Source organism: Pseudomonas sp. LBUM1651 (genome assembly GCF_059716135.1).
This window is the reverse complement of record NZ_CP166805.1, coordinates 2114893-2141542: the sequence shown is the minus strand read 5'-3', so window position 1 is coordinate 2141542 and position 26650 is coordinate 2114893. Positions and strand designations below refer to the sequence as shown.

Annotated in this window: 23 protein-coding genes and 5 tRNA genes; 10 read left to right on the top strand and 18 right to left on the bottom strand. The window is 59.6% G+C overall.

Annotation, left to right across the window (positions count from 1 at the left end):
• Nucleotides 1-6 precede the first annotated feature (6 nt).
• The gene (leuD, locus tag ACA066_RS09865; RefSeq protein ID WP_157711688.1) at nt 7-651 is read right to left on the bottom strand and encodes a 3-isopropylmalate dehydratase small subunit; all 645 of its coding nucleotides are present in this window, start codon (nt 649-651) and stop codon (nt 7-9) included.
• 11 nt (nt 652-662) lie between these two features.
• Nucleotides 663-2081, bottom strand: a complete 1419-nt coding sequence (gene leuC, locus ACA066_RS09860) for a 3-isopropylmalate dehydratase large subunit (protein WP_497699042.1) — start codon at nt 2079-2081, stop codon at nt 663-665.
• 147 nt (nt 2082-2228) lie between these two features.
• On the opposite strand from leuC, the gene ACA066_RS09855 reads away from it, so the two are divergent.
• Together ACA066_RS09855 and ACA066_RS09850 are read left to right on the top strand one after the other, a co-directional pair.
• Nucleotides 2229-3119 (top strand): LysR family transcriptional regulator, encoded by an 891-nt coding sequence (locus ACA066_RS09855; RefSeq protein WP_214382076.1) that lies wholly within the window; start codon nt 2229-2231, stop codon nt 3117-3119.
• A 66-nt stretch (nt 3120-3185) separates the two neighbouring features.
• A complete protein-coding gene (locus tag ACA066_RS09850) occupies nt 3186-6464 on the top strand; it encodes a PAS domain S-box protein (protein ID WP_497699041.1) in 3279 nt (1092 codons plus the stop codon).
• Between the two features lie 157 nt (nt 6465-6621).
• Here ACA066_RS09850 and ACA066_RS09845 read toward each other — a convergent pair whose 3' ends face one another.
• The 10 genes from ACA066_RS09845 to gltX form a co-directional block, all read right to left on the bottom strand.
• Entirely contained in the window at nt 6622-7068 is a 447-nt protein-coding gene (locus ACA066_RS09845) for an Hsp20 family protein (protein WP_497699040.1), read from the bottom strand.
• 121 nt (nt 7069-7189) lie between these two features.
• The gene (locus ACA066_RS09840; RefSeq protein WP_497699039.1) at nt 7190-8149 is read right to left on the bottom strand and encodes a tRNA dihydrouridine synthase; all 960 of its coding nucleotides are present in this window, start codon (nt 8147-8149) and stop codon (nt 7190-7192) included.
• Between the two features lie 166 nt (nt 8150-8315).
• The gene (locus tag ACA066_RS09835) at nt 8316-8771 is read right to left on the bottom strand and encodes an acyl-CoA thioesterase (RefSeq protein ID WP_497699038.1); all 456 of its coding nucleotides are present in this window, start codon (nt 8769-8771) and stop codon (nt 8316-8318) included.
• 48 nt (nt 8772-8819) lie between these two features.
• Nucleotides 8820-9653 carry an alpha/beta fold hydrolase gene (locus tag ACA066_RS09830; RefSeq protein ID WP_253439286.1) on the bottom strand — a complete coding sequence of 278 codons (834 nt, stop codon included), beginning with the start codon at nt 9651-9653 and terminating at the stop codon, nt 8820-8822.
• 31 nt (nt 9654-9684) lie between these two features.
• Nucleotides 9685-10224, bottom strand: a complete 540-nt coding sequence (locus ACA066_RS09825; RefSeq protein WP_214382064.1) for a TetR/AcrR family transcriptional regulator — start codon at nt 10222-10224, stop codon at nt 9685-9687.
• 184 nt (nt 10225-10408) lie between these two features.
• A tRNA-Glu gene (locus tag ACA066_RS09820) sits at nt 10409-10484 on the bottom strand.
• Between the two features lie 80 nt (nt 10485-10564).
• Nucleotides 10565-10640: transfer RNA gene (locus ACA066_RS09815), tRNA-Ala, on the bottom strand.
• 53 nt (nt 10641-10693) lie between these two features.
• Nucleotides 10694-10769 (bottom strand) — tRNA-Glu (locus tag ACA066_RS09810).
• Nucleotides 10770-10848: 79 nt separating this feature from the next.
• Nucleotides 10849-10924, bottom strand: a tRNA-Ala gene (locus ACA066_RS09805).
• Between the two features lie 189 nt (nt 10925-11113).
• Nucleotides 11114-12595: a glutamate--tRNA ligase gene (gene gltX, locus ACA066_RS09800; RefSeq protein ID WP_008037650.1), complete on the bottom strand. Its 1482-nt coding sequence runs from the start codon at nt 12593-12595 to the stop codon at nt 11114-11116.
• A 220-nt stretch (nt 12596-12815) separates the two neighbouring features.
• Between gltX and ACA066_RS09795 the strand changes: the two genes are divergently transcribed.
• Both ACA066_RS09795 and ACA066_RS09790 read left to right on the top strand, forming a co-directional pair.
• Complete coding sequence (locus ACA066_RS09795) at nt 12816-13865, top strand: HlyD family secretion protein (protein ID WP_497699037.1); 1050 nt, start codon at nt 12816-12818, stop codon at nt 13863-13865.
• Nucleotides 13855-15405, top strand: a complete 1551-nt coding sequence (locus ACA066_RS09790) for an MDR family MFS transporter (protein WP_497699036.1) — start codon at nt 13855-13857, stop codon at nt 15403-15405. The genes ACA066_RS09795 and ACA066_RS09790 overlap by 11 nt, the downstream gene beginning before the upstream one ends.
• A 170-nt stretch (nt 15406-15575) precedes the next feature.
• On the opposite strand, the gene uvrB is transcribed toward ACA066_RS09790, so the two are convergent.
• On the bottom strand, nt 15576-17591 hold the full coding sequence (gene uvrB, locus ACA066_RS09785; protein ID WP_497699035.1) for an excinuclease ABC subunit UvrB: 2016 nt from the start codon (nt 17589-17591) through the stop codon (nt 15576-15578).
• Between the two features lie 338 nt (nt 17592-17929).
• Here uvrB and ACA066_RS09780 point away from each other — a divergent pair, with 338 nt between their 5' ends.
• Together ACA066_RS09780 and ACA066_RS09775 are read left to right on the top strand one after the other, a co-directional pair.
• Nucleotides 17930-19126 carry an amino acid aminotransferase gene (locus ACA066_RS09780; RefSeq protein ID WP_497699034.1) on the top strand — a complete coding sequence of 399 codons (1197 nt, stop codon included), beginning with the start codon at nt 17930-17932 and terminating at the stop codon, nt 19124-19126.
• A 250-nt stretch (nt 19127-19376) separates the two neighbouring features.
• Complete coding sequence (locus tag ACA066_RS09775) at nt 19377-19586, top strand: hypothetical protein (RefSeq protein ID WP_084318022.1); 210 nt, start codon at nt 19377-19379, stop codon at nt 19584-19586.
• Here the strand turns inward: ACA066_RS09775 and ACA066_RS09770 are convergent.
• Nucleotides 19583-19813, bottom strand: a complete 231-nt coding sequence (locus tag ACA066_RS09770; protein ID WP_084318023.1) for a hypothetical protein — start codon at nt 19811-19813, stop codon at nt 19583-19585. The genes ACA066_RS09775 and ACA066_RS09770 overlap by 4 nt on opposite strands.
• A 227-nt stretch (nt 19814-20040) precedes the next feature.
• On the opposite strand from ACA066_RS09770, the gene ACA066_RS09765 reads away from it, so the two are divergent.
• Nucleotides 20041-20116, top strand: a tRNA-Asn gene (locus ACA066_RS09765).
• Between the two features lie 209 nt (nt 20117-20325).
• Here ACA066_RS09765 and ACA066_RS09760 read toward each other — a convergent pair.
• The gene (locus ACA066_RS09760) at nt 20326-21843 is read right to left on the bottom strand and encodes a nucleobase:cation symporter-2 family protein (RefSeq protein ID WP_497699033.1); all 1518 of its coding nucleotides are present in this window, start codon (nt 21841-21843) and stop codon (nt 20326-20328) included.
• A gap of 258 nt (nt 21844-22101) precedes the next feature.
• Here ACA066_RS09760 and ACA066_RS09755 point away from each other — a divergent pair, with 258 nt between their 5' ends.
• Together ACA066_RS09755 and ACA066_RS09750 are read left to right on the top strand one after the other, a co-directional pair.
• On the top strand, nt 22102-22383 hold the full coding sequence (locus tag ACA066_RS09755; RefSeq protein WP_497699032.1) for a BrnT family toxin: 282 nt from the start codon (nt 22102-22104) through the stop codon (nt 22381-22383).
• 3 nt (nt 22384-22386) lie between these two features.
• Complete coding sequence (locus ACA066_RS09750) at nt 22387-22704, top strand: BrnA antitoxin family protein (protein ID WP_497699031.1); 318 nt, start codon at nt 22387-22389, stop codon at nt 22702-22704.
• Here the strand turns inward: ACA066_RS09750 and ACA066_RS09745 are convergent.
• Nucleotides 22701-23528 (bottom strand): arylamine N-acetyltransferase family protein, encoded by an 828-nt coding sequence (locus ACA066_RS09745; RefSeq protein WP_497699030.1) that lies wholly within the window; start codon nt 23526-23528, stop codon nt 22701-22703. The genes ACA066_RS09750 and ACA066_RS09745 overlap by 4 nt on opposite strands.
• A gap of 111 nt (nt 23529-23639) precedes the next feature.
• Nucleotides 23640-24434: an exodeoxyribonuclease III gene (locus ACA066_RS09740; RefSeq protein WP_214382051.1), complete on the bottom strand. Its 795-nt coding sequence runs from the start codon at nt 24432-24434 to the stop codon at nt 23640-23642.
• Nucleotides 24435-24684: 250 nt separating this feature from the next.
• Between ACA066_RS09740 and ACA066_RS09735 the strand changes: the two genes are divergently transcribed.
• A complete protein-coding gene (locus ACA066_RS09735) occupies nt 24685-25023 on the top strand; it encodes a hypothetical protein (protein WP_497699841.1) in 339 nt (112 codons plus the stop codon).
• A 55-nt stretch (nt 25024-25078) separates the two neighbouring features.
• Here the strand turns inward: ACA066_RS09735 and ACA066_RS09730 are convergent, their stop codons facing one another.
• Nucleotides 25079-26650 carry a sensor domain-containing diguanylate cyclase gene (locus ACA066_RS09730; RefSeq protein WP_497699029.1) on the bottom strand — a complete coding sequence of 524 codons (1572 nt, stop codon included), beginning with the start codon at nt 26648-26650 and terminating at the stop codon, nt 25079-25081.

The following is a 26650-nucleotide window of genomic DNA, read 5'->3' as shown; positions in this document are numbered from 1 at the left end:
GCAAACTTACGCGTCGCGAAACAACCACGGCTGGCTCGCCCGATGCTTGGCTTCAAACGTCGCAATCGCCTCATGGTCCTGCAAGGTCAAGCCGATGTCGTCCAGGCCATTGAGCAGGCAATGCTTACGGAATGCGTCGATTTCAAAGCTCAACACTTTGCCGTCCGGACGGGTCACGGTCTGGGCTTGCAGATCTACCTGCAACTGGTAGCCAGGATTCGCTTCAACCTGCTGGAACAGCTCATCAACCTCAGCGTCGCTCAAGATGATCGGCAGCAAGCCGTTCTTGAAGCTGTTGTTGAAGAAAATGTCGGCGTAGCTCGGCGCAATGATGCTGCGGAAACCGTACTCTTCGAGCGCCCACGGCGCGTGTTCACGGCTGGAGCCGCAACCGAAGTTTTCGCGGGCCAACAACACGCTGGCGCCTTGATAACGCTCGGCATTGAGGACGAAGTCCTTGTTCAACGGGCGTTTGGAGTTGTCCTGATACGGCTGGCCCACATCCAGATAACGCCATTCATCGAACAGGTTCGGGCCGAAACCCGTGCGCTTGATCGACTTCAAGAACTGCTTCGGGATGATCTGGTCGGTGTCGACGTTGGCACGATCCAGAGGCGCGACAAGACCAGTGTGCTGGGTAAAAGCTTTCATGCTGCGCTCCTTTAGATCAATTCACGGACGTCGACGAAACGACCGTTCACCGCGGCGGCGGCGGCCATGGCCGGGCTCACGAGGTGGGTACGACCACCGGCGCCCTGACGGCCTTCGAAGTTTCGGTTGGAGGTCGATGCGCAATGCTCGCCCGACTCCAAACGGTCCGGGTTCATCGCCAGGCACATCGAGCAACCCGGCTCGCGCCATTCAAAACCGGCGTCGAGGAAAATCTTGTCCAGGCCTTCTGACTCGGCCTGCGCCTTCACCAGACCCGAGCCCGGCACCACGATGGCCTGCTTGATGGTCGAAGCCACTTTGCGGCCCTTGGCGATGACGGCCGCAGCGCGCAGGTCTTCGATCCGCGAGTTGGTGCAGGAGCCGATGAATACGCGGTCCAGTTGAATATCGGTGATCGCCTGATTGGCGGTCAGACCCATGTATTTCAACGCGCGCTCGATGGAACCGCGCTTGACCAGGTCCATTTCCTTCGCAGGATCGGGAACGTTCTGGTCAACGGCCAACACCATCTCGGGCGAGGTGCCCCAGCTGACTTGCGGTTTGATCTGGGTCGCGTCGAGTTCGACGATGGTGTCGAATTTGGCGTCTTTATCCGTCACCAGATCTTTCCAGGCTTCGACCGCCAAGTCCCATTCCGCGCCTTTCGGAGCAAATGGACGACCCTTCACGTACGCCACGGTTTTTTCATCCGCCGCCACCAGGCCTACGCGAGCGCCGGCCTCGATGGACATGTTGCAGATGGTCATGCGGCCTTCAACGGACAGATCGCGAATCGCACTACCGGCGAACTCGATCGCATGGCCGTTACCGCCGGCGGTGCCGATCTTGCCAATGACCGCGAGAACGATGTCCTTGGCGGTCACGCCGAACGGCAATTTGCCTTCGACGGACACCAGCATATTCTTCATTTTCTTGGCGACCAGGCACTGGGTGGCGAGCACATGCTCAACCTCGGACGTGCCAATACCGTGAGCCAAGGCACCGAATGCGCCGTGGGTCGAGGTGTGGGAGTCGCCGCAGACCACAGTCATGCCCGGCAGGGTCGCGCCCTGCTCCGGGCCGATCACGTGAACGATGCCTTGACGCACATCATTCATCTTGAATTCGACAATGCCATATTCATCGCAGTTGTCGTCGAGGGTCTGAACCTGCAGACGCGAGACCTGATCGACAATGGCGTCAATGCCGCCCTTGCGCTCCGGCGTGGTCGGTACGTTGTGGTCCGGGGTCGCGATGTTGGCATCGATGCGCCAAGGCTTGCGCCCGGCCAGACGCAGGCCTTCAAAGGCTTGCGGCGAGGTCACTTCGTGGATGATGTGACGATCGATGTAGATCAGCGCAGAGCCATCGTCGCGCTGTTTGACCAAATGCGAATTCCAGAGCTTGTCGTAGAGCGTTTTGCCGGCCATCAGACGGTTTCCTCATCAGCTTGTTTCTATGCCCCGGGCTTTGACGTTTCAACAACCCTTTGGCTTGTGAGGTCGATCCTAGGGGGTTACATTAAATAACTCAAATTCATATTTTTTATGCTTTGGATAACCAACTGGAATACTGCAATGGACCTCGCCAACCTCAATGCCTTTATTGCCATCGCCGAGACCGGAAGTTTCTCCGGCGCCGGCGAACGGCTGCACCTGACGCAACCGGCGATCAGCAAACGCATTGCCGGGCTGGAGCAGCAATTGAAGGTGCGCCTGTTTGACCGCCTGGGCCGCGAAGTCGGTCTGACCGAAGCCGGTCGCGCCCTGCTGCCGCGGGCTTATCAGATTCTGAACGTGCTGGACGACACCCGCCGTGCCCTGACCAACCTGACCGGCGAAGTGAGCGGCCGCCTGACCCTGGCCACCAGTCACCACATCGGCCTGCACCGTTTGCCGCCCTTATTAAGGGAGTTCACCCGCCGCTACCCACAAGTCGCGCTGGATATTCAGTTCCTCGATTCGGAAGTGGCCTACGAAGAAATCCTCCATGGCCGCGCCGAACTGGCCGTCATCACCCTCGCGCCGGAGCCCCACGCATTGGTCAAGGCCACGCCGGTGTGGGACGACCCGCTGGATTTCGTGGTCGCGCCGGAGCATTCACTGATCAGCAATGGCGCGGTCAACCTGGCGGACATCGCCCTGCACCCGGCCGTGTTTCCCGGCGGCAACACCTTTACTCACCACATCGTCCAGCGCCTGTTCGAAGCGCAAGGCTTGACGCCGAACATCGCCATGAGCACGAATTACCTGGAAACCATCAAGATGATGGTCTCGATCGGCCTGGCCTGGAGCGTGTTGCCGCGCACCATGCTCGACGATCAAGTTGCACGAATACCTTTGCCGGGCATACAACTGTCTCGCCAGCTAGGCTATATCTTGCACACCGAGCGGACGCTGTCGAACGCAGCACGGGCATTTATGGCCTTGCTGGATGCACAAATCGATCTGCCAGGGACTCAAGGCTAACTTGTGCTACTCCTATAGAGCCGCGAAATCCTGTGCCTAACGCCCAATTCAGCCCAAGGCCTGCCAATGCCGAAATCTGTTGACCGTATTCCGCCGATGCCACGTATACAGGCGCTTGACCCGAAACGGTCCGAGCAAAGCTGGGAAAGCGCGCCGCAGTTGCTGGCCGCCCTCAACGGAGCACGTCTGGGCGCCTGGTATTGGGACATCGAGCGCGGGCAGATCAGTTGGTCGCGGGGCACGCAGGCTTTGTTCGGTTTCGATCCCCGGCAGCCATTGCCGGCCGACCTGGAATACCTCGACCTGCTGCCGCCCGAAGACCGGGCCAAAACCATTCGCGCGTTCCACGCCGTGATTGCCGGCGCCCCGCTGGAGCAGGCAATGCACCACCGCATTCGCTGGCCCGATGGCAGCCTGCACTGGCTGGAGATCAATGGCAGTTTGCTGCCGGATAAACACGGTCGGCCGCGCATGATCGGGGTGATCCGCGAAATCACCCACCAGCGCCAGCGTGAACAGGCACTGAGCAGCTCGGAAAAACGTTTCGCGACGCTGTTTCACCTGTGCCCGAACATGGTACTTCTGACCCGACAGGAAGACGGGCTGATCACCGAGGCCAACCAGTATTTCGAAAGCCTGTTCGGCTGGCCGGTGCAGAACGCGATTGGCCGCACCACGATAGAACTGGGCCTGTGGGTGCACCCGGAGCAACGCGAGAAACTGATCAAGGCGACCAAGGCCAAAGGCGAGCTGATCAGCATGGAAGTGCAGTTCCGCGCCAGTAATGGCCAGATCCACGACGGCATCCTCAGCGCGCAAAAAGTCGAACTCGAGGGCCAGCCCTATCTGCTCAGCACCTTCCTCGACACCACCGAACGCAAGGCCGCCGAACTCGCCCTGAAAGACAGCCAGGAGCGTCTTGACCTGGCGCTGGATTCGGCGCAACTCGGCACCTGGGACTGGCACATTCCCAGCGGCATGCTCTATGGTTCGGCCCGGGCCGCCCAGTTGCACGGACTGGACCCCAAACCGTTCCATGAATCCTTCGAAGAGTTTTTCGAAGGCGTGCCCGGCGAAGAGCGCGACAGCATGCGCGATGCCTATCGCAGCCTGCGCGAAGGTCCGGCGGGCAACTATCAGTTGACTTACCGCGTACAACTGGAGGACGGCACTTCGCGTTACCTGGAAAGCCGCGCCCGCCTCTATCGCGATGATAACGGCGTGCCGTTTCGCATGGCCGGCACCTTGCTCGACATTACCGATCAGGTCGAGCGCGAGCAGATGCTGGTCGCCTCCGAAGAGAAATTTGCCACCCTGTTCCAGGTCAGTCCGGACCCGATCTGCGTCACCCGTCAGGACACCGGCCAGTTCATCGAAATCAACTCCAGTTTCACCCAGACCTTTGGCTGGAGCACCGCCGAGGTGATTGGTCGCAGCGCCGACGAAATCGGCCTGTGGGACGCGTCGGCAAAAAGCCTGCGCCGGATCGAACAAGTCATCCGCGAACAAGGTCTGAACAACGTCGCCATCCTCGTTCAGCACAAGGACGGTCAATCGCTGACCTGCGTGATTTCCAGCCGCCAGATCAGCGTCGGCGACCAGCCGTGTATCGTCACCACCTTGCGCGACATCACCCAGCAACAACGCTCGGAAGCGGCGCTCAAGGCCAGCGAAGAGAAGTTCGCCAAGGCCTTCCACTCCAGCCCCGACGCCATCACCATCACCGAACGCGACACCGGGCGCTATCTGGAGGTCAACGATGGTTTCTGCCGACTGACCGGCTATCGCGCCGATGAAGTGGTCGGCCGCACGGTGTACCAGGTCGGCATCTGGGCCGAAGAAAAACAACGCTCGGCGCTGCTGGCCGAGCTACAGATCAAGGGCCGGGTGCATCACCAGGAGATGCTCGGCCGCAACAAGCGCGGCGAACTGCTGACCGTCGAAGTCTCGGTGGAACCGATCACGCTCAACGAAACCGCTTGCCTGCTGCTGACCGCGCGGGACGTCAGCCTGCTGAAAAACGCCGAAGCGCAGATCCGTCACCTGGCCTACCACGACCCGCTGACCAACCTGCCCAACCGCGCGTTGTTGATGGACCGCCTGAGCCAGCAGATCGCCCTGCTCAAACGCCACAACCTGCGTGGCGCACTGATGTTTCTCGATCTCGACCACTTCAAGCACATCAACGACTCGCTCGGCCACCCGGTGGGCGACACGGTGCTGAAGATCATCACCGCCCGCCTTGAAGCCAGCGTGCGCATGGAAGACACCGTCGCGCGGCTGGGCGGCGACGAATTCGTGGTGTTGCTCAGCGGCCTGGAAGGTTCGCGCAATGAAGTCAGCGCCCAGGTCCGCGACCTCGCGGACACCTTGCGCGAACTGTTGTCCGAACCGATGTTCCTTGATGGTCAACGCCTGCAAGTGACGCCGAGTATCGGCATCGCGCTGATTCCGGATCACGGCTCGACCCCGACCGACCTGCTCAAACGCGCCGACATCGCGCTTTATCGGGCCAAGGATTCCGGACGCAACACCACGCAGATGTACCACAACACCATGCAGAAGGCCGCCAGCGAACGCCTGCGCATGGAAACCGACTTGCGCCTGGCCCTTTCCCGGGGCGAGTTCGAGGTGCATTACCAACCTCAGGTGGACGCTCGCGACAACCGCATCGTCGGCGCCGAAGCGCTGGTGCGCTGGAGCCATCCGGAGCTCGGCGCACAATCGCCGACCGAATTCATCAAGGTGCTGGAAGACAGCGGGTTGATTCTGGAGGTCGGCACCTGGATCGTCGACGAAGTGTGCGCGGCCTTCAAACGGTTGATCGCCAAGGGCCTGATCGACCCGTTGAATTTCAGCCTGTGCGTGAACATCAGCCCGCGGCAATTCCGCCAGAACGACTTCGTCGAGCGCATCGAGCACAGCCTCGTCAGCCACGGCCTCCCCTGCTCGCTGCTGAAACTGGAAATCACCGAAGGCATCGTCATCCAGAATCTGGAAGACACCATCAGCAAAATGCGTCGCCTGAAAAAACTCGGCGTGAGCTTCGCCATGGACGACTTCGGCACCGGTTATTCCTCGCTGACTTACCTCAAACGACTGCCGGTCGACACGCTGAAAATCGACCAGTCATTCATCCGCGACGCCACCACCGACCCCAACGACGCCGAGATCATCCGCGCCATCGTCGCCATGGCCCGCAGCCTGGAATTGAAAGTGATTGCCGAAGGGGTGGAGACCCCGGAACAGCTTGAATTCTTGCAGGGGCTGGGCTGCCATTTTTATCAGGGGTATTTGCACAGCTCGCCGCTGCCGGTGGAGGAGTTCCAGAAGCTACTGAAATAACACACCCCTGTAGGAGCGAGCTTGCTCGCGATGGGCTCAAGAGCGGCGCGTTTTATTCAGGATGCACGCGTTTTCGTTTACGTCCATCGCGAGCAAGCTCGCTCCTACAAAGGGGCACAAAAAAGGGCGCCATTGGCGCCCTTTTCATTGCCCTGCCTTAGTGCTGCAGCGCTGGTTTTTGTGTCCCGTTGATCGGGATACGTTTGGCTTTCGCCTCTTCCGGAACGATGCGCAGCAGGTCGATGCTCAGCAGACCGTTGCGCAGGTCGGCGGCCTTGATCTCGATGTGATCGGCCAGGCGGAACGACAGTTTGAACGCGCGCTGGGCGATGCCTTGATGCAGGAAGGTCACGCCTTCAGTCGCGTCACGTTTGCCGCCACTGATGGTCAGCACACCCTTCTCGACTTGCAGGTCCAGGTCTTCTTCCTGGAAACCGGCCGCCGCCACGACGATGCGGTATTGATCATCACCGTGTTTTTCCACGTTGTAAGGTGGGTAGGTGCTGCCTGGCTCGTTGCGCAGGGCGGTTTCGAACAGGTCGTTGAAACGGTCGAAGCCTACCGAGGAACGGAACAGTGGAGCCAGGGAAAATGCAGTAGTCATGATTCAAATCTCCTGAAAACAATCAGCAAGTTTTTTGTCTCCGCGACCCGAATTCGGCATCGCGTAATCCCTAAATAGGGACCGCTGATTGCTTTTCAAGAGATTGATTTCAGATTTTTTTTCAGGCCGCTTCAGCTACCTGCAAACCCAGCAAACGCGAAACCTGATCCAGTTCGGTTTCACGACGCAGCTCGGTAAACAACTCAACGGCTTCGGGATAATTGCGCGTCAGCATCGCCAGCCACTGCTTCAGGCGACCGGGCGATTGGCGCGCTGTCATCTGCGCCTTGGCTTGCAGCCAGAAGCCCTGAATCAGCGGCAGCAGCTCGGCCCACGTCATCTCGACGACCTCTTCACCGGCGCGGGCGGCGGCGATTTGCCGGGCCAGGTCCGGACGCGACACCAGCCCGCGACCGAGCATGATGTCCTCCACGCCGCTGATTTCGCGGCAGCGGCGCCAGTCTTCAACGCTCCAGATATCACCATTGGCGAACACTGGCACCTTGACCACTTCCTGCACTCGGGGAATCCACTCCCAATGTGCCGGCGGTTTGTAACCGTCCATCTTGGTCCGCGCATGCACCACAATGTGTTCCGCGCCGCCTTCGGCCAGGGCCGTGGCGCAGACCAGCGAACCGTCAGGGCTGTCGAAGCCAAGACGCATTTTCGCGGTGACCGGAATGTGCGCTGGAACGGCGCGACGGACATGCTCGACGATCTGGTTCAGCAGCTCGGGCTCTTTGAGCAACACCGCGCCACCGCGCGATTTGTTGACGGTTTTGGCCGGGCAACCGAAGTTCAGGTCGATGACTTCGGAGCCCAGCTCGCAGGCCAGCGCGGCGTTTTCCGCCAGGCACACCGGATCGGAACCCAACAGCTGCACGCGCAAAGGCACGCCAGACGCGGTGCGCGCACCCGTCAGCAGTTCAGGACCGAACTTGTGGAAATAGGCAGGCGTGAGCAACTGATCGTTGATCCGGATGAACTCGGTCACGCACCAATCGATACCGCCCACACGGGTCAGCACGTCCCGCAGGATGTTGTCGACCAACCCCTCCATGGGTGCCAAAGCAATTTGCATGAAAAACACACTCGACGAAAAACGTGCGGCAGTTTACTGGATTGCGCGAGAAATCTGCAGAACATCGCAGATTCCCTGTGGGGAGCGAGCCTGCTCGCGATAGCGGTGCATCAGCCGCATCACTGTTGGCTGGCACACCGCTATCGCGAGCAGGCTCGCTCCCACATTAGATTTTGGTTGCCTCGCGATTTTGCGACAGCAACGCCGGGCCATAGCCTTCGATGAACTCTGCAGGCATGCGCTTGGGCCTGCCCGTGGACAACTCGATGCAGACAAACGTGGTCTGCGCCCGCAGCAATGTGGTGTTGTCGCTCGGGCGCTTCAACTGGAAGTGTCGGGTCATTTTCAGGCGCTGGTCCCAATCGACGATCCAGGTCGCCAATTGCAACTCATCGCCCTCGTAGGCCGCAGCCAGGTAATCGATTTCGTGCCGCACCACCGCCATCGCCCGATCCAGCCGCCGGTACTCGACCAGGTCCAGGCCAAGCCGCTGAGAGTGGCGCCAGGCGCAGCGCTCGAGCCAGGTCACGTACACCGCGTTATTCGCGTGACCCAACCCGTCGATGTCCTCGGCGCCCACTTCCAGATCAATGATAAATGGCGTTGCCCGATCCCAGCCCATGCCCCACTCCCGGTCAGATTATGTCGACCGGGGCAGTGTAACGGATGCTCAGGCCGATTGGCGCGATTGCAGGCTGCGGCCGGCCAGCAGAGATAACACGCCATCAATCACCCTTGGGTCAGCCAATACCCGTTGATGACCGCCTTCTTCCAGTCGCAACAGACGGCTATCGAACCAGGCTTCGTGGATCAGTTGGGATTCCTTGACCGGGACGAAGCAGTCGTCTTCGGCGTGAACGATCAGGCCAGGCATGTCGAGTTGATAGTGCGAGACATCCAGTGCAGCGGCACGCATGCCAACGTCTTTCTCAACCTGGCGAATGAATGCCGAACGGGCTTTTGGCGGCAGTCGCACGTAACGGGCAAAACCACGCAGCACCCCGAGAATCCGCGCCGGCGCAGCAATCGTCACCAGGGTTTCAGTGCGCAAACCCAACTGGACGGCGAGCATGGCGCTGGCACCGCCCATCGAGTGACCGATGACAGCCTGCAGCGGCGGCAACTCGGCGGCGGCCTCAAGCATGGCCCGGGCGAACAGCACGACGTTTGCTTCGTTGCCCGGTGAGCGACCATGCGCAGGGCCATCCAACGCAACGACGGTGTAACCGGCATCCACCAGCGCGGTGATCAGGCTGGCAAACTGCGTCGGCCGCCCTTCCCAACCGTGCATCAGCAACACCGCCGGGCCTTGCCCCCAGCGCAACGCCGAAAGGCCGAAGCGTAAAGTGATGCGTTCAGATTTCGCCAGCAGCGGTAATTCCCAGTCACGCGGCGGCAGATCCCGCGGCGTCATGAATGCCAGTCGCATTTTGCTCGCAACCAGTTTCGGTGCAAACCAGCCCAAGGTGCCATTAACGCCACGAACCCACTTTAACGTGCTCATCGCTCTCACTCCTCAGGCCATTGCCTTCAGGTCATAACACCGCCGACTTGGCGGCGCGCAGCAATCGATCGGACAACTCTCCCGGCCCCAGCGCACGCGCCAGAGCCAGACCACCCACCATCAAAGCCATGTCGGCCAGGGCCTTGTCGGTGTCTTCCGGGCTGGCCGCCAACTGCGCGACCATCATTTCCACATGCTCATTCAACGCCACACGAAATGCGTCCGGCAGTCGCCCCAGCTCGCCGACAGACGCCGGAATCGGGCACGCCGACTCAGAGGAATCACGGTGTTTGCGTGACAGGTAAAACGCAGCGACCAAGGCGCGACGCTCTTCGCCGGTCAATTCGGTGTCCATGTCGGCGATCAGGCCTCGGCGATGACCGAGCAGTTGCTTGAACGCCTCCAGCATCATCGCGTCCTTGCTTTCGAAGTGCGCATAGAAACCGCCAACCGTCAGGCCGGCTGCACCCATCACTTCGCCCACACTTGGTTCGGCCGGGCCACGCTGAATCAGCGCTGCGCTGGCGGCCTTGAGGATGCGTTCGCGGGTTTGAGCTTTTTTATCGTTCATCGTTGCCTCCGAATATTACGACTAGAATATTATTCTCATAATAATTTTACGCAAGTCGTGAGTGTGACCGCTGGTCTAAAGCACAGTTTGAAAGAAATGAGGGGATTTGGCCAAACGCCAGACAAACAAAAGGGCCATTCAAAAATTGAATGACCCTTATAAAATCCCGCAGAGCGGGTAATCGTGGCGTCCCCTAGGGGACTCGAACCCCTGTTACCGCCGTGAAAGGGCGGTGTCCTAGGCCACTAGACGAAGGGGACGCAAAACCTTCTATACAACTGATCAGTGCTGAGAGCTGATCGATTCAAGGCCGGTGTGGCCAGACCCTGAACTGTAAAATTGGTGGAGCTAGACGGGATCGAACCGTCGACCTCTTGCATGCCATGCAAGCGCTCTCCCAGCTGAGCTATAGCCCCGGATTTTTCGCCTCGCGGCGGAGCGACATCTTGCAACATCGCTTCTGTAAAACTGGCGTCCCCTAGGGGACTCGAACCCCTGTTACCGCCGTGAAAGGGCGGTGTCCTAGGCCACTAGACGAAGGGGACGCAAACCCTTCTATACAACAGATCAACGTTGAGTGTTGATCGCTTCAAGGCCGGTGTGGCCAGACCTTGAAGTGTAAATTGGTGGAGCTAGACGGGATCGAACCGTCGACCTCTTGCATGCCATGCAAGCGCTCTCCCAGCTGAGCTATAGCCCCTCATCGCTGAGGACGGGGCGAATCTTAATGGCGCTTCGGAAACGTGTCAAATTTATTTTTAACAATTTCCAAAGTTTTTTGCCGACATAACAATCACTTACCGCCCTCCCCCCGTAAATTCGGGGGAAGAGCCGAAGATCAGGATCAAAAGATCGCAACCTCCGGCAGCTACTGCAGGGTTAAACGACCTCAGGCGATGTTGCCCAGGAGTTTTTCCCACTCCTTGTTTTCCTTCTTCGACACGCCACCGAGCAAGTCGATAGCCTGACGCAGACGGAAACGCGTCAGGTCCGGACCGAGGATTTCCATCGCATCGAGCACCGACACCGAGCTCGCCTGGCCAGTGATCGCTGCGAACATCAGCGGCATGGCGTCACGCAGCTTCAGCTCTAGGGATTCGACCACCGCTTGAATCGTCGCGGTGATGCTGTCCTTTTCCCACTGACGCAGGCTTTCCAGTTTCCACAAAATCAACTGCATCAACTGACGAACCTGATCGCCCGACAGCTTCTTCGATTCAAACAGCTTGGCATCCGGGTTCACGCCACCGGCGAAGAAGAAACCGGCCAGCGGTGCGACCTGGCTGAAGGTTTCAACGCGGCCCTGCACGTGCGGCGCGATCTTCATCATGTATTCAGGGTTGAGTGCCCATGTTTGCAGGCGCGAGGCAAACTCTTCCACCGGCAAATCACGCAGCCACTGGCCGTTGAGCCACGACAGTTTCTCGATGTCGAAAATCGGCCCGCCGAGGGAGACGCGGCTCAGGTCGAAGTTGTCGACCATTTCCTGCAGCGAGAACTTTTCGCGCTCGTCCGGCATCGACCAGCCCATGCGCCCAAGGTAGTTGAGCATCGCTTCCGGCATGAAACCCATACGCTCGTAGAACGTCACCGAGGTCGGATTCTTGCGCTTGGACAGCTTGCTCTTGTCCGGGTTACGCAGCAGCGGCATGTAGCACAGCTCCGGTTGTTCCCAGCCGAAGTATTCGTACAGAAGAATCAGTTTCGGCGCCGAAGGCAGCCATTCTTCACCGCGCAGAACGTGGGTGATGCCCATCAGGTGGTCATCGACCACGTTGGCCAGGAAGTACGTCGGCAGGCCATCGGTCTTCATCAGCACTTGCATGTCCATGCGATCCCACGGGATCTCGACGTCGCCACGCAGCATGTCAGGCACCACGCACACGCCTTCGCTCGGCACTTTCATGCGGATCACGTGCGGCTCGCCGGCGGCCAGACGACGCGCGACTTCTTCCTTGGAGAGCAACAGTGCACGACCGTCGTAACGCGGGGTTTCGCCACGGGCCATTTGCTCGGCGCGCATCTGGTCCAGTTCTTCGGCGGTGCAGAAGCACGGGAACGCATGGCCCATCTCGACCAGTTGCTGGCAGTACTTCTGATAGATGTCACCGCGCTCGCTTTGACGGTACGGACCGTGCGGGCCGCCGACGTCCGGGCCTTCGCTCCAGTCGATACCCAGCCAGCGCAGGGCGTCGAAAATCTGCTGTTCGGACTCGCGGGTCGAACGCAATTGATCGGTGTCTTCGATCCGCAGAATGAACTCACCGCCGTGCTGCTTGGCAAAGCAGTAGTTGAACAAAGCGATGTAAGCGGTACCTACGTGGGGGTCCCCGGTAGGCGATGGCGCGATGCGCGTGCGGACGGTGGTCATGGCAAGTCTCGAAATGAAGATAAAACAAAGGGCGAATGGTAACAGGCGTTGCCCGCCCGGCTCCAGTGAGCAGGGCATTTAAGCCAAGTTTGCGTCTACAAAGGGCCTGAGCCGGGATGAATGATGGATTATCAGCCGATGGCATTTACCCACTATCGACTGTATGCCAAATTCGCCTGCTGATAACTTTCCTTACAATTTCTCGACTACAGTTTGCCCCATGCCTGCCCAACTCAAGCGTCGCCTGTTTATTTTCCTGATGATCGTCCTGCTGATTGCCGGGGGCTTATTTGCCCAGTGGTTCTTCAAGGGACGGTTTTATGAAAGCACCGACAACGCCTATGTCCAGGGCGAGATCACCCGTGTGTCGAGCCAGTTGGGCGCGCGTATCGATCAGGTGCTGGTACAGGACAACCAGCACGTCGAGAAAGGCCAGTTGCTGATCAAGCTCGAAGGCGATGATTTCCACCTCGCCGTCGACCGCGCCAACGCCGCTCTCGCCACCCGCCAGGCCGAACGCCTGCAAGCCCAGAGCAAACTGACCCAGCAAGCCAGCCTGATTGCCTCCAGCGAAGCGCAAGTGGCATCCAGCCAGGCCAGCCTCGGTCGTTCGCAAATCGATTTGTCCCGCGCGCAAACCTTGCGCAAACCGGGCTACGTTTCCGAAGAGCGGGTAACCACCCTCTCCGCCGACAACCACATCGCCCGCTCACAGGTGACCAAGGCCCAGGCGGATGCTCAAAGTCAGCGCCAGCAAGTCAATTCCCTGAGCGCCGAAATCAAGCGCCTCGACGCCATGATCGCCAACGCCAAAACCGATCTGGCCCAGGCTGAACTGAACCTGACCCGCAGCGAAATCCACGCGCCCATCAGCGGCCTGATTGGCCAGCGTGCCGCCCGCGAAGGCCAATACGTGCAGGCCGGCGCTTATCTGATGTCGATCGTCCCGGACCAGGACATCTGGATTCAGGCCAACTTCAAGGAAACCCAGATCGGCCGCATGCAGCCCGGCCAGAAAGCCGAACTGACTTTCGACGCCTACAGTGACACGCCGATTGAAGCGCGGGTCGACAGCCTGTTCGCGGCCTCTGGCGCGCAGTTCAGCCTGCTGCCGCCGGACAATGCCACCGGCAACTTCACCAAAGTCGTACAACGGATTCCGGTAAAACTGACCTTCGCCGCGGACAGCCCGCTGCACGGCAAGATTCGTCCGGGCATGTCGGTCACCGCCAAAGTGAACATCAAAGACGCCCCTGACAATGGCCGGTGATCAACTGATCCGCCCCGCCGGCGAACCGACCCGGCGGGACTGGATTGCGGTAATGAGCGTGATGCTCGGCGCGTTCATGGCGGTGCTCGACATTCAGATCACCAACTCGTCGCTCAAGGATATTCAGGGCGCGCTGTCGGCGACCCTGGAAGAAGGCTCATGGATTTCCACGTCGTACCTGGTCGCGGAGATCATCATGATTCCGCTGACGGCGTGGCTGGTGCAACTGCTCTCGGCGCGCCGTCTGGCCGTGTGGGTCTCGCTCGGGTTTCTTGCCGCGTCCCTGCTCTGCTCCATGGCGTGGAGCCTGGATAGCATGATCATTTTCCGCGCCCTGCAAGGCTTCACCGGCGGCGCGCTGATCCCTCTGGCGTTCACCCTGACGCTAATCAAGCTTCCCGAACACCACCGCGCCAAAGGCATGGCGATGTTCGCCATGACCGCAACGTTCGCGCCCTCCATCGGCCCGACGCTCGGCGGCTGGCTGACGGAAAACTGGGGCTGGGAATATATCTTCTACATCAACATCCCGCCGGGCCTGATCATGATCGCCGGTCTGATGTATGGCCTGGAAAAGAAAGAAGCGCACTGGGAACTGCTGAAAAGCACCGACTACACGGGGATTGTCACCCTCGGTATCGGCCTCGGTTGTTTGCAGGTGTTTCTGGAGGAAGGCCATCGCAAGGACTGGCTGGAATCGGACCTGATCGTAGCGCTCGGCAGCATCGCCCTGGTCAGCCTGATTACCTTTGTGATCGTGCAGTTTTCCAAGCCCAACCCGCTGATCAACCTCGGCATCCTCGGCAATCGAAACTTCGGCTTATCGAGTATTTCCAGCATCGGGATGGGGGTCGGGTTGTACGGTTCGATCTATCTGTTACCGCTGTACCTGGCGCAGATCCAGAATTACAGCGCCCTGCAGATCGGCGAAGTGATCATGTGGATGGGCGTGCCGCAGCTGTTTTTGATTCCGCTGGTGCCGAAACTGATGAAGGTCATTTCACCGAAATGGCTCTGCACGCTGGGGTTCGGGTTATTCGGTTTGGCGAGTTTTTCCTCGGGGGTGCTGAACCCGGACTTTGCCGGGCCGCAGTTCAATCAGATCCAGATCATCCGCGCACTCGGCCAGCCGTTGATCATGGTGACGATCTCGCTGATCGCCACCGCGTACATCCTTCCGCAGGATGCGGGCTCGGCGTCGAGCCTGTTCAACATCCTGCGCAACCTCGGCGGCGCGATCGGCATCGCCCTCCTCGCCACGTTGCTGGATGCGCGGACCAAGACCTACTTTGATTATTTGCGTGAAGCGATCGTGCCGAGCAACCCGCAGGTCGCCGAGCGAATGGCGTCGCTGACGGACCGGTTTGGCAGCGAAACGGCGGCGCTGGGCAAGCTTAGTGAGATCGCCCATCAACAGGCGTCGATCATGGCTTACAACGATGCGTTTCATTTTGTCGGGATTGCGCTGGGGATCAGCATGCTGGCGGTGTTGCTGACCAAGGCGTTGCCGGCGGGATTGAAGGCTGGGGAAGCACATTAATTTCGAGTCATGCACGAACCTGTGGCGAGGGGGCTTGCCCCCGTTCGGCTGCGCAGCAGTCGTAAAACCCGCTAGCGATATAATCCTGACACATCGCGGCGTAAGGTTTTGGGGCCGCTGCGCAGCCCAACGGGGGCAAGCCCCCTCGCCACAGGGACTGCGTTTCGCCATCAAACAGCAATCAACCGCTCCCGCAACTTGCTGATCTCATCACGCATCTGCGCCGCCGCTTCGAATTCCAGATCACGCGCCAATTGGTACATCTTCTCTTCCAGCGCCTTGATACGCTTGGCGACTTCTCCCGGCGAACGCAATTCGGCTTCGTACTTGGCGCTTTCCTCGGCGGCCTTGGCCATGCCTTTGCGCTTCTTGCTGCGCGAGCCCGGCACGGTGGCGCCTTCCATGATGTCGGCAACGTCCTTGAACACACCCTTTGGCGTAATGCCGTTGGCCAGGTTGAAGGCGATCTGCTTGTCGCGACGACGCTCGGTTTCGCCGATCGCCCGTTCCATGGAGCCGGTGATCCGGTCTGCGTAGAGAATCGCCCGACCGTTGAGGTTACGCGCCGCGCGACCGATGGTCTGGATCAGCGAGCGCTCGGAACGCAGGAAGCCTTCCTTGTCCGCATCAAGGATCGCCACCAGCGAAACCTCCGGCATGTCCAGGCCTTCACGCAGCAGGTTGATCCCCACCAGCACATCAAACGTGCCGAGACGCAAGTCGCGGATGATTTCCACGCGTTCCACGGTGTCGATGTCCGAGTGCAGATAACGCACGCGCACGCCGTGGTCGGCCAGATAATCGGTCAAGTCTTCGGACATGCGCTTGGTCAGTGTGGTGACCAACACCCGCTCTTCGAGGGCGACGCGCTTGGTGATTTCCGAAAGCAAATCGTCGACCTGGGTCAGCGCCGGACGGATTTCGATTTGCGGGTCCACCAGACCGGTCGGGCGCACCAGTTGCTCGACCACCCGGCCCGCATGTTCCGCCTCGTAGTTGCCCGGCGTGGCCGAGACAAAAATCGTCTGCGGGCTGATGCCTTCGAACTCGTCGAAGCGCATCGGCCGGTTGTCCAGCGCCGAGGGCAGCCGAAAGCCGTATTCCACCAGCGTTTCTTTACGTGAGCGGTCGCCCTTATACATGGCGCCGACCTGCGGCACGCTGACATGGGATTCGTCGATCACCAGCAAGGCGTCGGCCGGCAAGTAATCGAACAAGGTCGGCGGCGCCTCACCGGATGCACGGCCCGAGAGGTAGCGCGAGTAGTTTTCGATGCCGTTGCAGTAGCCCAACTCGAGAATCATCTCCAGGTCGAAACGCGTGCGTTGTTCGAGGCGTTGCGCTTCCACCAGTTTGTTGTTGGAGCGCAGGTATTCCAGACGCTCCTGCAACTCGACCTTGATCCCTTCGATGGCGCCGAGCAGGGTTTCTCGCGGCGTCACGTAGTGGCTTTTCGGGTAGAACGTGAAGCGCGGCAGCTTGCGGATCACCTCGCCGGTCAGCGGATCGAAGGCCGACAGGCTCTCGACTTCGTCATCGAACAGCTCGATGCGGATCGCTTCGAAATCGGATTCTGCCGGGTGGATGTCGATCACATCACCGCGCACGCGGAAGGTCGCGCGGGCGAAATCCATGTCGTTGCGGGTGTATTGCAGGTCCGCCAGGCGACGCAGCAAGGCGCGCTGATCGAGCTTGTCGCCCCGATCCACGTGCAGCACCATTTTCAAATAGGTTTCCGGACTGCCCAGACCGTAGATGCACGACACCGTGGTGACGATGATCGCGTCTTTGCGCTCCAGCAACGCTTTGGTCGCCGAGAGTCGCATCTGCTCGATGTGATCGTTGATCGAGGCGTCTTTCTCGATGAAGGTGTCCGAGGACGGCACGTAGGCTTCGGGCTGGTAGTAGTCGTAGTAGGAAACGAAGTACTCGACGGCGTTGTTCGGAAAAAACGCCTTGAATTCACCGTACAACTGCGCGGCCAGGGTCTTGTTCGGCGCCAGCACCAGCGTCGGGCGCTGAACCTGGGCGATGACGTTGGCGATGCTGAACGTCTTGCCCGAGCCGGTCACACCGAGCAACGTCTGGTGCGCCAGCCCGGCTTCGATGCCCTCAACCATCAGGCGAATGGCTTCCGGCTGATCGCCGGCGGGCTCGAAGCGGGTGACTAGCTGGAATTCAGACATGAAATACCCTCTGGGTCGCGCCCGTCCGGGCAAACCGGACAGCAACGAAAAAGACCACAAACGACCGACGTCGCCCGAGGAAAAAACTGGATTGTGCTCAATGTGGAGTCGATTGCCCTCGCTTTCAAGGCAAACGTCCTACATCCCTTGAAGTCTTTGACGGGATCTATCGACTAACGGTCGAAAAATAATCGGAAAAACTTACGCTAAAAGCCGAATCGTCTGTCGCCATCAATCGCAGATGGCCTCTATACTAGCTCCCCGTTTGTGCACCGCTCTAGTGCATTCGGCTGGAGCGCGACACGTCCCTCCACACTCCATTCAGAGCCGCCGCAAAAATGAGCCTGTTCTCCGCTGTCGAAATGGCACCACGCGATCCAATCCTGGGCCTCAACGAAGCATTCAACGCCGATACCCGTACCAACAAGGTCAATCTGGGGGTCGGTGTTTACTGCAACGAGGAGGGGCGAATTCCACTCCTGCGCGCCGTTGTCGAAGCCGAGACGATTCGCGTCGCTCAACACGCTTCCCGTGGCTACTTGCCGATTGATGGCATTGCTGCTTACGACCAGGCCGTTCAGAAACTGCTGTTTGGCAATGACTCGCCGCTGATCGCTGCTGGCCGTGTCATCACCACTCAGGCCGTTGGCGGTACTGGCGCACTGAAAATCGGTGCCGACTTCCTCAAGCAACTGCTGCCGAACGCCGTCGTGGCAATCAGCGACCCGAGCTGGGAAAACCACCGCGCGCTGTTCGAAACCGCCGGTTTCCCGGTGCAGAACTATCGTTACTACGACGCCGCGACCCACGACGTTAACCGTGTCGGCCTGCTGGAAGACCTGAACGCCCTGCCGTCCGGCTCGATCGTTGTGCTGCACGCGTGCTGCCACAACCCGACTGGCGTGGACCTCAGCCCGCAAGACTGGAAAAACGTCCTGGACGTGGTGAAAGCCAAAGGTCACGTGCCTTTCCTCGACATGGCCTACCAGGGTTTTGGCGATGGCATCGACGAAGACGCTGCAGCCGTGCGTCTGTTCGCCGAATCGGGCCTGACCTTCTTCGTCTCCAGCTCGTTCTCCAAATCCTTTTCGCTGTACGGCGAACGCGTTGGCGCCCTGTCGATCGTCAGCGAATCGAAAGAAGAAAGCGCGCGCGTGCTGTCGCAAGTCAAACGCGTGATCCGCACCAACTACTCCAACCCGCCGACCCACGGTGCAAGCATCGTCGCCGCTGTGTTGAACAGCCCGGAGCTGCGCGCCAAGTGGGAAGAAGAACTCGCCGAAATGCGCCTGCGGATTCGCGGGATGCGCACCCAGATGGTTGACCTGCTGGCCAAAAACGCACCACAGCGCGATTTCAGCTTTGTGGGTCGTCAGCGCGGCATGTTCTCCTACTCCGGCCTGACGGTTGAGCAAGTGACCCGTCTGCGCAGTGAGTTCGGCATCTACGCCCTGGACACCGGCCGCATCTGCGTTGCCGCGTTGAACCAGAGCAACATCGATGTCGTGACCAAGGCCATCGTAGCGGTGATCTGAGTCGTCAGGTAATACGAAAAACGGGAAGCCAAATGGCTTCCCGTTTTTTATTTGTGTCAGATAATTTTCAACCCGCCAACCAAGCCCTCTAGACTGCACACATCTCCCTTGTAGGAGCCGGCTTGCTGCGGGCGGCGTTCCGACGATGGCGGCAGACCAGCCACCAATAATGTTGAATGTGCTGGCCCCTTCGCCAGCAAGCCGGCTCCTACGGGTCTTGTGTACACCCCAGAATTCTGACGAGAAGCCCATGAAAAACGATGACCTGCGCGCTGAGCGCGATGACCTGGATGACCTGAATGACTTCATCCCCCGCGTCCCGGCCAAACGCAGCAATAACCTGGTGCTGCAAGTGGCTGCGGGTGTGTTTCTCGGCGGCCTGGCCTTGTGGCTGGTGCAACTGGGCGCGACGCTGCTTTACGCCAAACTGATGCTCGCCACCGTGACGTTCGGCGGTTAAGCCAGTTCGGTCGCGCGCTGGCTGGCCGCATCGTCATAGGCGACGTACAGCGATTCGGCGATCTGGCTTTTGATGGCCTTGGTGCTTTCCAGGCCCAGGACAAAACCTTCGGCCTTGCCGCCTGCGCGGTTCAATTCGTCAGCGGTGCTGGCCTGAGTGATGGCGTCGAACAGTTTTTCGGCGTGGGGGCCGACCCCTTTGGGCAGGCTGATCTGTGCGATGCTCATGCGAACACCTCGTTGCTTCGGAATGCGAGGGCTGGGTAATTCATGGCGCGTACCTTTTCGGCGAATGGCCGGCAGCGCGTGTAACCACTTCCGGGCGGCCATGGTAGACCTCTGGTGCTGTTCTGGTAACCGCCAATCGCCGATAAACCACCGTCCGTCCCGATGAATCCCTCAAGTTGTAAACAGGTGCTTGACTTCTCTTTTTGAATCAGTAACATACACGCCATTCCGCGATAGCTCAGTTGGTAGAGCAAGTGACTGTTAATCACTGGGTCCCTGGTTCGAGTCCAGGTCGTGGAGCCAGACAGAGATAACGAAAAGCCCCTGAATCGAAAGGTTCAGGGGCTTTTTTGTGGTCTGTAGGATCGAGCTTGCTCGCGATGGACGTTAACGATGACGCGTGCTTCCTGAATAAACGCGCCGCTCTTGAGTCCTTCGCGAGCAAGCTCGCTCCTACAGAGGTACAGCTTCCGCTTAACGGACAGGCATCACCCCGAAGGGCACCTTCTTATTCACACATGCTCACTGCTTTTCGCAGGCACCGCCCGTGGCTCTCCATGCCCATGGTCCGCCTCCACCACCGGGATCTCTTTCCCGTCGCAGTCATGCAATTTGCCTTCGCTGAAGTAATCCCCTTCGCGCAACGCGGCCAGATCCTGATAACGCAGGACCCGTTCAGTACCCGCCGCAAACACCGACTGTTGATCCGAATTGCCGGCGGTGAGGTGGTTGAAGGTCAGGTTCAGCACGATGGCCATGATCGCCGAGGAGCTGATACCCGAATGGAAGATCGTGGCGAACCAGCTTGGGAAGTGGTCGTAGAAATTCGGCGCGGCGATGGGGATCATGCCGAAACCGATGGAAGTGGCGACGATGATCAGGTTGACGTTGTTGCGGTAGTCGACCTTGGACAGTGTACGAATACCGCTGGCCGCCACAGTGCCGAACAGCACGATACCGGCACCACCCAGCACGGAAGTCGGCACGGCGGCGATGACCCGGCCCATGAAGGGCAACAGCCCCAGGATCACCAGGAACAACCCGCCGGTGGCCACCACGAAACGGCTCTTGATCCCGGTCACAGCCACCAGCCCGACGTTCTGGGCGAACGCGCTTTGAGTGAAGGAGCCGAAGATCGGCGCGATCATGCTCGACAGCATGTCGGCGCGCAAACCGTTGCCCAGCCGTTTGGAGTCAACCTTGGTGCCGATGATTTCACCGACCGCGAGGATGTCCGCCGAGGTTTCCACCAGCGTCACCATGACCACGATGCACATCGACAGGATCGCAGCAAAGTGGAAGGTCGGCATGCCGAAGTGGAACGGCGTCGGGAAGCCGAACATCGGGCCCTGGGTGACGGACGAGAAGTCTGCCATGCCGAGAAACACCGCGATGATCGTGCCGATGACCATCGCCAGCAGGATCGACAAGCGGGAGATCGTCGCGCTGCCGATCTTGCTCAGCAACAGCACCAGCACCAGCGTCACCGCCGCCAGACCGATGTTCGCCATGCTGCCGAAATCCGCCGCATGGCTGTTGCCGCCCATGGCCCAGCGCGCAGCCACCGGCATCAGCGTCAGGCCAATGGTCGTGATCACAATGCCCGTCACCAGCGGCGGGAAGAATTTGGTGATGCGCGAGAACACGGGGGTGATCAGCAATCCGATCAACGATGCGGCAATCACCGCCCCGAGAATCGACTGAAACCCGCCCTCCCCGCCACTGCTGACGATCGCCACCATGGTCGCGACGCCGGAGAACGACACGCCCTGCACCAGCGGCAACTGGCAGCCGAAAAACGGTAAACCGAGGGTCTGCAGCAATGTCGCCAAGCCCCCCGCAAACAATGAAGCAGCAATCAACAAACCAATGTCCGCCGGCGAGAGCCCGGCCGCCTGGCCGATGATCAAAGGCACAGCGACGATACCGCCATACATGGTCAGAACATGTTGCAGGCCGTAAGCCATATTCGCGCCGACCCCGAGGTTTTCGTCCTCAGGCCGTTGGTGTGAAACATGGGGCGTTTTCATGGTTGGGGGGTTCCCTGGTTTTTGTTATGCGCACACTGTATTCAAGACACAGGACAAATGTCTATAGAGTTGTATACAACTCATCAGTCAGATTATGGACATGTGTCCATTCTCACCCAGCGCTTCACTCACAGCATCCTTCAATAAACCTTGAAATATATCCGTCCCAGCCCCCCCTCACATCCCCCGCTAGTCTTTTGAGTTCCTGGCGACCACCGGTAGGATCGCCCTCTTTTTTATACATATAAAGTATGCATAATGAAGCTATTCGAAATTCAGTATCACAAGGCAAAAAACGCGGCGAACAAACTGAAGCACCAAGGCATCAGCCTCGCAGAGACTGAGGCCGTGTTCCATGACGAACGGGCGCTGACGCTCCAGGATGATCTTCATGACGAGCAACGATGGATCATCATGGGACTGGACGCCAAAGCTCGCTTGCTGGTCGTCGCGTACACCTACCGCGATCCGAATTTCGTTCGAATCATTTCCGCGCGTCTCGCCACGAAAAACGAGCGTCGTCAATATTTGGAGGCTTGAGTGATGAAAGATGAATACGACTTCAGCAATGCCAAGCGTGGGGCGGTTGCTCCCGTCAAAGGCAAAACCCGCATTACCATCATGCTGGATGAAGCGGTCATAGAGGCCGCTCGCGCGCTCGCGGAAAGCGAGGGGTATGGGTACCAGACGGTGATCAACAACACACTGCGACACGCGTTGCTCAGTGGCAAAAAAGAGTCTGCAGAGACCGGGCATCTCAAAAAAGGGATAACGCCCTCCGACCTGAAAAGCCTGGAGAAAAAGCTGCTGGACGCCGTCAGCGAAATCCATCGAATGATGGAGCCTGACGTTCGCCCCTAGGCCGGCTCGATCAACCGCCCAAGCACCTGCTTCAAATGTGCGTGCTCAGGCACCCGAATACCGAACTCACTCTCCAGCAACTGGACCAGATCAGCCACCTCCACGATCTGCCGCCGCTCGCTCTCGCTGCCGATCCGGTGGATGGCAAAACTACCGTTGTTCAGCGTGCGCCGCCAACCTTCCCCCGTCCGCGCCACCATCAGCTGTTTGGCAAAAGATGATTCGGGATGGGTTGAGACATACCAGTTGCCGACGGTGTAATCGATGTCTTCCTGGCGTTGCAGGTCGAAGATGTACATCGGTCGCCATTCACCGGCGACGTTGGCGCGCAGGGTGTAGCCGTCTTCGTGGCGTTCGATCCGATAGGGTTCGTGAGGTGTGAGTTGCTCGTCCGGAGTGTCGAGCAGCAGCGGCGCGGTGGGGACCATACCACCGAAACCCACATCGGTGATGTAGCGCACGCCCTCCAGGGTGACCAGGCTCAAGCGGTGCGTACGCGCGGTCCAAGCACCCTCGGGCTGGCCCATGACCACGCGACCGGAGATGCCGCAAGCGTCGAAGCCCAACGCCTGAAGCAGGGCCAGGAACAGGTTGTTGAGTTCGTAGCAGTAACCACCACGGCCATCGTGCAGGACTTTTTGCTCGATGGACGTCAGGTCGATGAGTACCGGATCGCCAGACAACGTGGTGAGGTTCTCGAACGGGAACACTCCGGTGTGACGAAACTGCAACTGACGCAGGGTTTCCAGGGTTGGTGCCGGTGGCGCGTCGAAACCCAGACGTTGCAGGTACAACGCAAGATTGTTCAGGCGTGGCTCGCTCATTGCTCGGTCCTTATGCACGGGGCCGCGGATCTTTCCGCCGATGGGCGCCATGTATAAGGGATAAAGCGCTTCGACCGACAATTGATTTCGCCAATCGCCACTCACGGAAAATCAACGGCGCTTGCGCGAACCCAGTTGAATCCACGTGGGCGCATGGTCGCTGGCATGCGGCTCGTTGCGCACCCAGGCATCGACGCCGGCCTCTTGCAGGTAAGGACTCAGTGCCGGGTTGAGCAACAGATGATCGATGCGCAACCCGGAATTTTTCTGCCAGTGTTGTCGGAAATAGTCCCAGAAGGTGTAGAGCCGATCCTCCGGATACAGATGGCGCAGGGAATCGGTCCAGCCCTGATCCAGCAATCGTTGATAACACTCGCGGCTTTCCGGTTGCAGCAGCGCATCCTTGAGCCAGGACCGCGGGTTGTAGATGTCCAGGTCAGTCGGCACCACGTTGTAGTCGCCGGCCAGAACCACCGGGTGTTCGCTGCTCTGGAGATCCTTGGCGTAGGCGATCAGCCGCTCGAACCAGGCCAGCTTGTAATCGAACTTCGGCCCCGGCTGCGGATTGCCGTTTGGCAGATACAGGCAGCCCACCAGGACACCATGCACGGCGGCCTCCAGATACCGACTGTGGGTATCACCGTCGTCGCCCGGCAAACCACGTCGACTCTCCAGTGGTTGCGCATCCCGCGCCAGAATCGCCACCCCGTTCCACGATGACTGACCCTGCCATATCGCGCCGTAGCCGGCAGCCTCAAGTTCTGCGGCAGGAAATGCACTGTCCACCGACTTGAGCTCCTGCAGGCAGGCAATGTCCGGTTTCTCCCGCTCCAGCCAGGCCAGCAGGTTCGGCAGCCGGGCGCGCATGCCATTGACGTTGAACGTTGCGATTCGCAGATTCTTCATGGGCCAGCGCTCCGGACATGTGTGTTCAGTGTGTGACATCCAGGCATTCCGGTGGTTGCGTCGGAATCTCGGCGTAACGGGCGCCCAATGCCTGCCCTATCTGTCGAGAAAACCGCGGTCATGGAAACCACACGAAAGGCCACGGAATCGGTCGCAGCTAATCCTCGGCGACCGCTCGTCATCCAATCGGCACCAACCCCACAGCCCTTCACACCAACATCAGGTAACGACTCATCTTTGGAGACGCACCCTGATGAACATCAAAATCACTTCACTGTTGCTGGCGAGCTTATTGGCGGCGGCATCCGCGAGCACTTTCGCAGCGACGGGTGACGGCGCAGACGCCACCGGCACCAAATCCGGATCGACGGGCGGATCGACGATGGCGCCCAACAATAATCCCGGTGAACCTTCCGGCGGCCACAGCGGCGACGGCGGCAATAAGGGCGACGGCGGTTCGGGTTCATCAAGCGGCAGCTCCAGCGGAACGGGCGGAACGGGCGGCACCAGCGGTTCAGGTGCAGGTGGCGGCACCGGTGCGGCGGGCGGTGGAAACGGCGGCGCTGGAGGCGGAACAGGCGGTAGCTGAACACGCGTAAGCGACCCATGAGGTCAAATTACGGGGCGCTTGAGCAGACCTCATCTCAACGATCCGAGCGCATCAATTCCCCGACGCCACCGTCCATCGACAGCACCGCCGAACGGTTTCGCCCGGAATGCTTGGCCTGATACAACGCCGCGTCTGCGCGCTCAATGAACACTTCGATGCTGTCCAGACGCGTCGGTACGAAGGCATAACAACCGAGACTGACCGTCACGTAACCGCTGGGCGCGCCGCTATGGTTGATGCTGCAGGTCATGACACTGCGGCGGATCTGTTCGGCAATGACCATCGCGCCATGAATATCCGTATTCGGCAGCAACACGGCGAACTCCTCGCCGCCGTAACGCACCGCCAGATCGGTGGTTCGATGGCAGCAACTTTTCACCACCCTCGCCACTTCGGCCAGGCAATGGTCACCCGCGACGTGGCCGTAAGCGTCGTTGTAGCGCTTGAAGTAATCGATATCGAGCATGATCAGGCTCAGCGAACTCGACTGCCGGATGCCACGGCCAAACTCGAGGTCCAGCGCCTGCTCGAACAGTCGGCGATTGGCCAGGCCGGTGAGACTGTCATGGGTCGCGATCAACTTCAGCGCTTCCTTGGCCTTACGCAAATCCTTCTCGACCCGTTCACCGAGGCGCACCTGGCGCACGAACACCCAACCGAACAGCCCCACGCCCAGCACAACCAGCGCCACAATAACGCTGGATTTAAACGCCGTGTCATACCAACCCTTGAGAATCGAATCCCTGGACGAGGCCGCGGACACCACCAGCGGATAGGCGTCGAGTTGCCGGTAGCCATGCAAGCGAACGGTGCCATCGAGCACAGAACCGATCATGGCGTTGCCGGACATGGCGCCCGCCAGGTACTTGCTGAAAATCTCTCCTTTGGCCAGTGACTGGCCAATCTGTGATTCCACAAACGGCCGTCGCGCCAGCAGCGTTCCGTCGGTCAGCGCCAGGAAAATGGAGCCGTCGTCATCGATGCTGAAGCTTTTGAAAAACTGATCGAAGTAGGACATTTTGATGCCGGCCAGCAAAATGCCCTGGAAATGGCCGTCCTTGTCATTCACCCGCTTGGAAACCGGAATGATCCACTCGCCATTCACGCGACTGCGAATCGCGGGGCCGATGTGCGCCAGGGACGATACGTTCTGCTGGTGAAACAGGAAATAATCGCGGTCCGCCACGCCGGGGCCACGGGGTAAATCCTCGAATGAGGTGACAACCCATTGCCCCTTTTGATCGAACAGGAAGATCCCGTGCAACTGACTGAGTGTCTGCACCCGTCGGGCAAACGTTTTTTGTAGACGCGGGATCTGCGCCGGGGCGAACCCATCAACCTGAATCCAGTCCGCCAGGCTGGTCAGTACCAGGTCGGCTTTCATGAACGTGTCTTCGGCCTGCTGCGCCATGGCGCGCGTGAGGTTCGATGACGCCACTTCGGCCACCGCCAGATCGTGCCGGCGCGATTGCTCCAGTTGCAGATAAAGCAAACCACACAGGCACAAACACACCACCACAATAAACAGCACCGCCGCCTTGCGCAGGGGTAGCCGTTTCAAATTGACGCCACTGGCGTGGCGCGGGTCGTCACTGGAGATAGGCAA

Coding starts and splice junctions, on each gene's coding strand:
- ACA066_RS09755 (WP_497699032.1), top strand. CDS start 22,102: ATGAAGCTATTCGAAATTCAGTATCACAAGGCAAAAAACGCGGCGAAC.
- ACA066_RS09740 (WP_214382051.1), bottom strand. CDS start 24,434: ATGAAGAATCTGCGAATCGCAACGTTCAACGTCAATGGCATGCGCGCC.
- uvrB (WP_497699035.1), bottom strand. CDS start 17,591: ATGTCTGAATTCCAGCTAGTCACCCGCTTCGAGCCCGCCGGCGATCAG.
- ACA066_RS09795 (WP_497699037.1), top strand. CDS start 12,816: ATGCCTGCCCAACTCAAGCGTCGCCTGTTTATTTTCCTGATGATCGTC.
- ACA066_RS09855 (WP_214382076.1), top strand. CDS start 2,229: ATGGACCTCGCCAACCTCAATGCCTTTATTGCCATCGCCGAGACCGGA.
- ACA066_RS09745 (WP_497699030.1), bottom strand. CDS start 23,528: ATGAGCGAGCCACGCCTGAACAATCTTGCGTTGTACCTGCAACGTCTG.
- ACA066_RS09775 (WP_084318022.1), top strand. CDS start 19,377: ATGAAAAACGATGACCTGCGCGCTGAGCGCGATGACCTGGATGACCTG.
- leuD (WP_157711688.1), bottom strand. CDS start 651: ATGAAAGCTTTTACCCAGCACACTGGTCTTGTCGCGCCTCTGGATCGT.
- ACA066_RS09850 (WP_497699041.1), top strand. CDS start 3,186: ATGCCGAAATCTGTTGACCGTATTCCGCCGATGCCACGTATACAGGCG.
- ACA066_RS09835 (WP_497699038.1), bottom strand. CDS start 8,771: ATGGGCTGGGATCGGGCAACGCCATTTATCATTGATCTGGAAGTGGGC.
- ACA066_RS09845 (WP_497699040.1), bottom strand. CDS start 7,068: ATGACTACTGCATTTTCCCTGGCTCCACTGTTCCGTTCCTCGGTAGGC.
- ACA066_RS09790 (WP_497699036.1), top strand. CDS start 13,855: ATGGCCGGTGATCAACTGATCCGCCCCGCCGGCGAACCGACCCGGCGG.
- gltX (WP_008037650.1), bottom strand. CDS start 12,595: ATGACCACCGTCCGCACGCGCATCGCGCCATCGCCTACCGGGGACCCC.
- ACA066_RS09825 (WP_214382064.1), bottom strand. CDS start 10,224: ATGAACGATAAAAAAGCTCAAACCCGCGAACGCATCCTCAAGGCCGCC.
- ACA066_RS09780 (WP_497699034.1), top strand. CDS start 17,930: ATGAGCCTGTTCTCCGCTGTCGAAATGGCACCACGCGATCCAATCCTG.
- ACA066_RS09770 (WP_084318023.1), bottom strand. CDS start 19,813: ATGAGCATCGCACAGATCAGCCTGCCCAAAGGGGTCGGCCCCCACGCC.
- ACA066_RS09760 (WP_497699033.1), bottom strand. CDS start 21,843: ATGAAAACGCCCCATGTTTCACACCAACGGCCTGAGGACGAAAACCTC.
- ACA066_RS09830 (WP_253439286.1), bottom strand. CDS start 9,653: ATGAGCACGTTAAAGTGGGTTCGTGGCGTTAATGGCACCTTGGGCTGG.
- ACA066_RS09840 (WP_497699039.1), bottom strand. CDS start 8,149: ATGCAAATTGCTTTGGCACCCATGGAGGGGTTGGTCGACAACATCCTG.
- ACA066_RS09750 (WP_497699031.1), top strand. CDS start 22,387: ATGAAAGATGAATACGACTTCAGCAATGCCAAGCGTGGGGCGGTTGCT.
- leuC (WP_497699042.1), bottom strand. CDS start 2,081: ATGGCCGGCAAAACGCTCTACGACAAGCTCTGGAATTCGCATTTGGTC.